General features: G+C 71.2%; 7 protein-coding genes and 1 pseudogene. 3 read left to right on the forward strand and 5 right to left on the reverse strand.

Features of this window, described 5'->3' with window-relative positions; genetic code table 11:
• Window positions 1-153: 153 nt before the first annotated feature.
• Window positions 154-726, reverse strand: a complete 573-nt coding sequence (locus ACIBJE_RS31455; protein ID WP_396753915.1) for a cob(I)yrinic acid a,c-diamide adenosyltransferase — start codon at window positions 724-726, stop codon at window positions 154-156.
• Here ACIBJE_RS31455 and murA point away from each other — a divergent pair.
• Both murA and ACIBJE_RS31465 read left to right on the forward strand, forming a co-directional pair.
• On the forward strand, window positions 725-2167 hold the full coding sequence (gene murA / locus ACIBJE_RS31460) for a UDP-N-acetylglucosamine 1-carboxyvinyltransferase (RefSeq protein WP_396753916.1): 1443 nt from the start codon (window positions 725-727) through the stop codon (window positions 2165-2167). The two genes, ACIBJE_RS31455 and murA, sit on opposite strands and share 2 nt — an antisense overlap.
• Window positions 2168-2338: 171 nt before the next feature.
• Entirely contained in the window at window positions 2339-3187 is an 849-nt protein-coding gene (locus ACIBJE_RS31465; protein WP_396753917.1) for a 3-hydroxyacyl-CoA dehydrogenase family protein, read from the forward strand.
• A gap of 117 nt (window positions 3188-3304) precedes the next feature.
• Here the strand turns inward: ACIBJE_RS31465 and ACIBJE_RS31470 are convergent, their stop codons facing one another.
• Together ACIBJE_RS31470 and ACIBJE_RS31475 are read right to left on the reverse strand one after the other, a co-directional pair.
• Window positions 3305-4153, reverse strand: coding sequence for an ABC transporter permease (locus tag ACIBJE_RS31470; RefSeq protein ID WP_396753918.1), 849 nt, complete (start codon window positions 4151-4153; stop codon window positions 3305-3307).
• Window positions 4150-4998 carry an ABC transporter ATP-binding protein gene (locus ACIBJE_RS31475; protein ID WP_396753919.1) on the reverse strand — a complete coding sequence of 283 codons (849 nt, stop codon included), beginning with the start codon at window positions 4996-4998 and terminating at the stop codon, window positions 4150-4152. The genes ACIBJE_RS31470 and ACIBJE_RS31475 overlap by 4 nt, the downstream gene beginning before the upstream one ends.
• Window positions 4999-5151: 153 nt before the next feature.
• Here ACIBJE_RS31475 and ACIBJE_RS31480 point away from each other — a divergent pair.
• Window positions 5152-5442: pseudogene (locus ACIBJE_RS31480) on the forward strand (methylmalonyl-CoA mutase family protein); the annotation flags it as partial.
• A gap of 33 nt (window positions 5443-5475) precedes the next feature.
• On the opposite strand, the gene ACIBJE_RS31485 reads toward ACIBJE_RS31480, so the two are convergent.
• Together ACIBJE_RS31485 and ACIBJE_RS31490 are read right to left on the reverse strand one after the other, a co-directional pair.
• Window positions 5476-5763, reverse strand: a complete 288-nt coding sequence (locus ACIBJE_RS31485; RefSeq protein WP_396753920.1) for a DUF1540 domain-containing protein — start codon at window positions 5761-5763, stop codon at window positions 5476-5478.
• Between the two features lie 52 nt (window positions 5764-5815).
• Window positions 5816-6760: a polysaccharide deacetylase family protein gene (locus ACIBJE_RS31490; RefSeq protein WP_396753921.1), complete on the reverse strand. Its 945-nt coding sequence runs from the start codon at window positions 6758-6760 to the stop codon at window positions 5816-5818.
• Window positions 6761-7138: the final 378 nt, after the last annotated feature.

Here is a 7138-nt window from a genome sequence, read left to right on the forward strand (position 1 = left end):
CCCCGCCCGGCGGGGATCACCCCGCGGGGCGGGGCTGGCGGGGGGCCGGCGTTTTACACCCCCCCCCCGGGGGGGGGTTTGGACACCGCCCGGTTCGGGTACCCCGCATCCGTCGGAGCCGGGCACCCGAACCGGCGTGACGTCGATCGACGGTCAGCGCTTACCGCCGGGGACCCATAGCACATCTCCGTCCGGATTTGCCGTTCTTGCCAGGATGAAGAGCAGATCGGAGAGCCGGTTGAGATACTTTGCCGGAAGAGTGCTGGTTCGTTCGGAATCGTGGCTGACCAGGCCCCATGCCGCCCGCTCTGCGCGCCGGGCGACGGTCCGAGCCACGTGCAGTAACGCCGCGCCGGCGGTTCCGCCGGGAAGAATGAAGGAGTCGAGCTTGCCCAGGCGTGCGTTGAACTCGTCGCACCAGCCCTCCAGACGCTCCACGTACCCCTCGGTCACCCGCAGCGGGGGGTACTCGGGTTCCGGCTCGACCGGGGTGGCGAGGTCGGCGCCGACGTCGAAGAGGTCGTTCTGGATCGAGGCCAGGACCGACCGCAGTTCCTCCGACAGCTGGCCCAGGGCCAGTGCCACCCCGATCGCCGCGTTGCACTCGTCGACGTCGGCGTACGCCGCGATCCGGGGATCGGTCTTCGCTACCTGCTCGTTGTTGCTCAGCCTGGTCGTGCCGGCGTCGCCGGCCCTGGTGTAGATGCGCGTGAGGTGGACGGCCATGACGCACAGCCTACGGATACCTGACCTGACGATGCCCGCCCGGACGGAGCCGGTCGTCCCGACCCGCCTGAGCCCGGGGCCCGGCGACGCGGGCGATTTGGCCATCAGAGACGTCGATGTGATCCGGGTCCGGGGCGGGGCCCGGCTCGCTGGCACGGTGCACGTCGTCGGCGCGAAGAACTCCGCCCTGAAGCTGATGGCCGCCGCGCTGCTCGCCCCCGGCCGGAGCGTGATCACCAACGTCCCCCGGATCACCGACATCGCGATCATGGGGGAGGTGCTGCGCCGGCTCGGCTGCGGGGTCCGCTTCGACGACGACGACCCGATCGATCCGATGGTCGCGCATGGCGGCGTGGCCCGGTCCCGCGCGGTCACCATCGACGTGCCCGACCAGCCCGGCTCCGACGCCGACTACGACCTGGTGCGCCGGCTGCGCGCCTCCATCTGCGTGCTCGGCCCGCTGCTCGCCCGCCGGGGGTACGTGCGGGTCGCGCATCCGGGCGGGGACGCGATCGGCTCCCGGGGACTCGACATGCACGTCTCCGGGCTCACCCGGATGGGTGCCGAGATCTCCGGCGAGCACGGCTTCGTCATCGCTGCCGCTCCGCACGGGCTGCACGGCGCCGAGATCGTCCTCGACTTCCCCAGCGTCGGCGCGACCGAGAACCTGGTGATGGCCGCCGTGCTCGCCCGGGGCCGGACGGTGATCGAGAACGCCGCCCGTGAGCCGGAGATCGTCGACATCTGCTCGATGCTGATCCGGATGGGCGCGCGGATCTCCGGCGAGGGAACCTCGACCATCGAGATCGAGGGCGTACCGGAGCTCGGCCCGGTCCGGCACGCCACGGTGGGGGACCGGATCGTCGCCGGGACGTGGGCGTTCGGCGCGGCGATGACCCGGGGAGACGTCACCGTCACCGGGGTCGACCCGGCCTTCCTGGAGATCGCGCTGGACAAGCTGGTCTCCGCCGGGAGCCTGGTGGAAACCCGTCCGGACGCCTTCCGCGTCCGGACGGACGACCGGTCTGCCGCAGTGGACGTGGTGACCCTGCCGTACCCGGGTTTCGCCACCGACCTGCTGCCGATGGCGATCGGGCTCGCCTCGGTCAGTGACGGGGCGTCCCTGATCACCGAGAACATCTTCGACGGACGGTTCATGTTCGCCAACGAGATGATGCGGCTCGGCGCGGACATCAAGACCGACGGTCACCACGCGGTGGTCCGTGGCCGGGAACGGCTCTCCGGCGCACCGGTCCGCGCCACCGACATCCGGGCCGGGGCCGGCCTGATCATCGCGGGGCTCTGCGCCGACGGGGACACCGAGGTCTCCCACGTGCACCACGTGGACCGGGGCTACCCGGACTTCGTCGCCGACCTGCGGGCCCTCGGGGTCGAGGTGGAACGGGACCGGACACCGGAGGAGCCCGCCCTCACCATCTGACGTCGCCCGAGAACCCTCGCGTAGGCCGTCGGACGTCGTTCCGGGGCCCCGCGACGCGCCAGACCGGCGCCCGCCCCGACCGGCCCACGACCGGTCGGCCTTAACCTTCGCTAAGGAACCCCACTAGGGTGCTGGCAGGAGCACTCAACACCAGGCGAGGGAGAAAAGCAGATGGCGGGTCGACTCGCGGTCGTCGGGGCCGGGCTGATGGGTTCGGGCATCGCCCAGGTGGCGGCGCAGGCGGGCTGGCAGGTGACCCTGCGGGACCTGGACGACGCGGCCACCGCGCGTGGCGTCGCCGGTATCCGGAAGTCGCTGGAGAAGTTCGCCGAGAAGGGCCGGATCGAGGCGTCGGACGTCGAGGCGACGCTCGGCCGGATCACCCCGACCACCGACCTGGAGGCCGCCGCCGACGCGGACATCGTCGTCGAGGCGGTCTTCGAGCGGCTGGAGATCAAGCACGAGGTCTTCCGGGCGCTGGACAAGATCTGCAAGGCGGACGCGGTGCTGGCCACCAACACCTCGGCCATCCCGGTGACCCAGATCGCTGCGGTCACCGAGCGGCCGGAGTCGGTGGTCGGGACGCACTTCTTCTCGCCGGTGCCGATGATGCGGCTCTGCGAGCTGGTCCGGGGCTACAAGACCAGCGACGAGACGCTGGCCACCGCGCGGGCGTTCGCCGAGGAGGTCGGCAAGACGGTGGTGGTGGTCAACCGGGACATCGCCGGTTTCGTCACCACCCGGCTGATCGCCGCCCTGGTGGTCGAGGCGGTCAAGCTGGTCGAGTCCGGCGTGGTGTCCGCCGAGGACCTGGACACCGCCTGCCGGCTGGGCTTCGGGCACGCCATGGGCCCGCTGGCCACCACCGACCTGACCGGCGTGGACGTGCTGATGCACGCGGCGAAGAACATCTACACCGACACCGCCGACGAGAAGTTCTTCCCGCCGGAGCTGCTCCAGCGCATGGTCACCGCTGGTGACCTGGGCCGCAAGAGCGGCAAGGGCTTCTACACGTACTGAGGGCGGTCGCCGGGCGGCTTGAGTGGTGGTAGCAGGGGTCCCTTCCTCATCAGAATGCGGTAGGAGGGGACCCCTGCAACCACCTAACCCCACCTCAGCCCGACGTCGGCGCAGGCGTCAGCCGTCGCGGCGGGTGGTCCAGCGGAAGGTGCCGAGGCAGAGCAGCAGGCCGATCACGCACCACGCGACGAGCACCAGGGCGACCCGGTCCAGCTCGAAGGAGCCGCCCGGCTCGCGGGCGGCGAAGCTCTCCGGCAGGAAGACCGAGCGCAGCCCCTGGCACATCCACTTGAGCGGGAACAGCGCCGCCACCTGCTGCATCCAGGCCGGCAGGTTGGTGAAGACGAAGAAGACCCCGGAGATGAACTGGAGCACCAGGGCCACCGGGGTCACCACGGCGGAGCCACTGCGCGCGGTGCGGGCCAACGACGAGATGGCGATCCCGCAGAGGGTGCAGGCGGTCACCCCGAGCACCGAGACCCAGGCGAAGGTGAGCCACTTGCCGGCGGTGCCCGGCAGGTCCAGGTCGAACAGCGCCACCGAGACGGCGAGCAGCAGCGCGGTCTCGGCGATCCCGATCACCACCACCATGATCACCTTGCCGGCGAAGTAGACCCACTTCGGCATCGGGGTGCCCCGGTAGCGCTTGAGCACCCCCCGGTCCCGCTCGATCGGGATCCAGATGCCGAGGTTCTGGAAGCTCACCGTCATCAGCCCGGCCGCGATCATGCCGGTGACGAAGTACTGCGTGTAGCTGACGTCCGGGGCGATCTCGTCACTGAAGATCGACGCGAAGATCAGGATCATGATGATCGGGAAGCCCATCGTGAACACGACCGACTCCCGGCTGCGCAGGAACTGCGTGATCTCCAGTCGACCCTGACGCAGACCGAGGGCGAGCGCCCCGGTCCGCCGGGTCCGGGTCACGCCGGTGGCGGGCGTGGCCGGCTTCGTCGTGGTGGTCATCGGTGTCCGATCATCCGCAGGTAGACGTCTTCCAGGGTCGGCCGGGTCACGGTGAGGCCGGGCACCTCGCCGCCGTACCGCGCGGCCAACTCGGCCACCAGCGCCGTCGGCGTGGCGCTCTCCGCGTTCTCCACCACACCCTCCGGGGTACGCCAGGAAACCGTCGCCAGGGCCTCCTGCCGGTTGCCCAGCAGGCTCGGCGGGGCCACCTCGACCACCCGGCCGGCGGCGATCACCCCGACCCGGTCGGCGAGCGCCTCCGCCTCGTCCAGGTAGTGCGTGGTCAGCAGGATGGTGGTGCCGGCGGCGTTCAGGTCCCGGATCAGCTCCCAGAACTCGCGCCGGGCCTCCGGGTCGAAGCCGGTGGTCGGCTCGTCGAGGAAGAGCAGCTCGGGTCGGCCCACGATGCCGAGCGCCACGTCGAGGCGGCGCTTCTGCCCGCCGGAGAGGGTGTGCGTACGGGCCGTCGCCTTGCCGGCCAGCCCGACCCGCTCGATGACCTTCGCCGCGTCGTCGGCGTCCGGGTAGAACGCGGCGAAGTGCCCGACCACCTCGGCGACGGTCAGCTCGTCGAACTCCCCGGTGCCCTGGAGCACGATGCCGATCCGGGCCCGCCAGTCCGGGGACGGGCGCGCCGGGTCGACACCGAGCACGCTCACCTCGCCCGCGTCCCGCTGCCGGTAGCCCTCGAGGATCTCCACGGTGGTGGTCTTGCCCGCGCCGTTCGGGCCGAGCAGGGCGAACACCTCACCGCGCCGGACGGCCAGATCCACGCCGGCCACCGCGACGTTGTCGCCGTACGCCTTGCGCAGCCCCCGTACCGAGATCGCCAGCTCGTCATCCATGCCGTCAAGTGTGCGACCTGCGCCGGCCGGGCCGACCGCCGGGGCAGGGGCGGTCCGGTGCCGTTCGCGCCCGATGTCCGGCCGACGACGCCGGGCGAGCTGTGTGGTTTTTCACCAGCCCCGGTGACTCGTCGGTAACTTAGGCCCCCGGCCATGGACGAAGGGGCCCACCTGGGCCGGTTGCCGGAGCGCGACCGCCGCTGGGTGATGCGTACCTACGCCGGGCACTCCTCGGCCGCCGCCACCAACGCGCTCTTCCGGCGCAACCTGGCGAAGGGACGGACCGGCCTCTCGGTCGCCTTCGACCTGCCCACCCAGACCGGGTACGACCCGGACCACGAGCTGGCCGCCGGTGAGGTCGGCCGGGTCGGCGTCCCGGTCGCCCACCTCGGCGACATGCGGGCCCTCTTCGACGGCATCCCGCTCGTCGACACGAACACCTCGCCGCGCTCGCCCCGGCTCCGCGCGGACGCCGCCTCAGGCCGGGGCGTAGGTCAGGCAGTCGGCGCTCTCCTCGCCGACCCGGATGCCCGGGGCGTGGCACTCCAGCTCGGAGTTGTGTCGGCAGTCGGCCCGCTGGCACGCGCCCACCTGGGCGACCATCATCTCGATCCCGCCCCGGACCGGCATCTCGACGAAGGTGTGGCAGCGGGCGTGGGCGCTGCTGCCCACCGTGATCGCGAAGGCCCGACAGCCGTTCTCGTTGTACGAGCACCGGGTGACGGTGCACTCCTCGACGGGCGGCATCTGGACGGCGCTGGTCATCGCGGTCTCCTCTGGTCGTTATGACCATATTTTACGTCTTTGCCGCCTTTGGTCAGGCGGGATCGGTGGGAACCCCGTCCCCGAGAACCTCGGAGAGCGGAGCCGGTGTCAGACCGCGCTCGGCCAGCCCGGCGAGGATGTGCGGCAGCGCCTCGTCGGTCATCGGGGCGTTCGCCTCGGTGACGTGCAGGACGATCACCGAACCGGGTTTCACCTGGCTGAGCACGGCCCGGACGATCGGACGCCAGGCGGTGGCGAAGGGGTCCCCGCTCACCACGTCCCCGTCGACCACGGTCGTGCCCAGCGGCGCGAGCGCGGCGAGCGCCGGGCCGTCGTGGCAGAGCCCGGGGAAGCGGAAGTACCGGGTCTGTCGCCCGCCGTACGCCTCCACCAGCTCGAACGTCCGCGCCACGTCCGAGGTCATCTGTGCGGCGGGGATCCGGGGCAGGTTGTAGCAGTCCGACGTGAAGGCCAGGTGCCCGTAGGTGTGGTTGGCCAGCTCGAAGCGCGGGTTTCCGGCCAGTCGCCGGGTCACGTCGGGATACCGCTCCACCCACTTGCCGGTGAGGAAAAAGGTGGCCGGCACCTTCTCCCGCTCCAGCAGCTCGATGATCCGCAGGTTCGCGTACGAGCGCACCCGTCCGGTCCGTAACTGGTAGAGCATCGCGTCCGTCATGTCCGCGTCGAAGGTGAGCGCGACCTTGTCGCCCGTGCGGGGTCCGTGGTCGACGACCGGGGGTCGGGTGCCGGGCCGCGTCGCGCCGGGGATCCGTACCGGGGCTCCGGTCGAGCCTTCCGACCGATCCGGGACGCCGGGGGTCGGTCGGGTGGCGGGGGCGCCTCCCGGACCATCCGGGTCGGGCGTGCCCGGTGCCCGGGTGACCCAGGCTCCCGTGTCGGTGGGCCTCGGACCACCGTCCCAGGTCAGGAGGGCGACGCCGGCTCCGGCGACCAGAGCGGTGGCGAGCAGGAGGACGTGGATCTTCTTCAGGAACACCGGACGATGATCGCAGTGCCGGTTCCGCCCGCCTACCGGCCATGGTGTGGTCAGTCATGTCCGGTCTGTGACCGTCTGTCCGACCGGTCGGGGTGGCGGGTCGGGGAATGGTGGGGGTGGTCGGGTCGTTGTAGCGGGTCGACGGCCGAGGAGCCGCCCTGCTCGTGGCGGGTGTGTGGGCCTGGTCGGTGGAATGCCGGCGGGTGGCGGGTCGTTGTACATGGTTCGCCGGCGTGGACGGGCAGCGTGAGGCCTTCCGCCGGTGGGAGAGATCCCCCCTTTCTCCTTGTCTTTGTTCGGGTGCCTGACGGTGCTCGCGTCCCCGGTGTCCCCTGAACGCCGGGGTGTCGATCCCCCGATTGGAGTTCCCCCATGAAC

Source organism: Micromonospora sp. NPDC050187, assembly GCF_044459745.1.
GTDB lineage: Bacteria > Actinomycetota > Actinomycetes > Mycobacteriales > Micromonosporaceae > Micromonospora.

Coding starts and splice junctions, on each gene's coding strand:
- ACIBJE_RS31485 (WP_396753920.1), bottom strand. CDS start 5,763: ATGACCAGCGCCGTCCAGATGCCGCCCGTCGAGGAGTGCACCGTCACC.
- ACIBJE_RS31465 (WP_396753917.1), top strand. CDS start 2,339: ATGGCGGGTCGACTCGCGGTCGTCGGGGCCGGGCTGATGGGTTCGGGC.
- ACIBJE_RS31455 (WP_396753915.1), bottom strand. CDS start 726: ATGGCCGTCCACCTCACGCGCATCTACACCAGGGCCGGCGACGCCGGC.
- murA (WP_396753916.1), top strand. CDS start 725: ATGACGCACAGCCTACGGATACCTGACCTGACGATGCCCGCCCGGACG.
- ACIBJE_RS31470 (WP_396753918.1), bottom strand. CDS start 4,153: ATGACCACCACGACGAAGCCGGCCACGCCCGCCACCGGCGTGACCCGG.
- ACIBJE_RS31475 (WP_396753919.1), bottom strand. CDS start 4,998: ATGGATGACGAGCTGGCGATCTCGGTACGGGGGCTGCGCAAGGCGTAC.